Annotated in this window: 1 protein-coding gene; it reads left to right on the top strand. The window is 40.8% G+C overall.

Annotated elements, in window-relative coordinates:
* Positions 1-638, top strand: a 638-nt coding sequence (locus ACFQ0V_RS13245; RefSeq protein ID WP_381014458.1) for an IS4 family transposase, incomplete at both ends; no start/stop codon positions are given.

Below are 638 nucleotides of genomic sequence, written 5' to 3'. Positions count from 1 at the left end.
ACGAACTGGTGGAAGCACATCATTTAAATTACTATACGAAGAAGCTGTATATGGCTTCATTTATGAAACTCCTTTTGTACGCACACCTTCATGAAACCGAGAGTTTGCGGGCATTAAGCGACGCTGTCTTTTGCGAAGAATTACAACGAGCTACGGGATTAGGTTCGATTAGCTTTTCACAATTAGGAAGACGAATCAATACAATCCCAACTGAATTCTTTCAAACGATTTTTCTCGATTTAGTGGCACAAATTCATCAGAAAACTAATTATCAAACACGAAGAAAAGTAACCACACCACTAAAAATCATTGACTCGAGTACGTTACCGCTTAATTTGACCAATCATAAGTGGGCGGAGTTCCGAAAAACAAAATCAGGTGTAAAGCTTCACTTGCGACTTGTTTTCATGGAAAAGGGACGCTCCTATCCCGATAAAGCTGTACTGACAAACGCCATCGAACATGACCGAGGGCAACTAGAAGTATTCATTGACGACAAAGAATGCATGTACGTGTTCGACCGTGGTTACTTGGATTATGAGCGTTTCGACCGCATGACGGACGATGGTTATTTCTTTGTTTCACGTTTACGTAAAAACGCTGTTGTCCGTGTGATAGAACCATTTTCACTACCAGAA

The sequence above is a fragment of the Savagea faecisuis genome (genome assembly GCF_042675605.1).
Taxonomy (GTDB): domain Bacteria; phylum Bacillota; class Bacilli; order Bacillales_A; family Planococcaceae; genus Savagea; species Savagea faecisuis.
The sequence above is the reverse complement of the archived record's forward strand: the minus strand, read 5'-3'. Positions and strand labels throughout refer to the sequence as shown.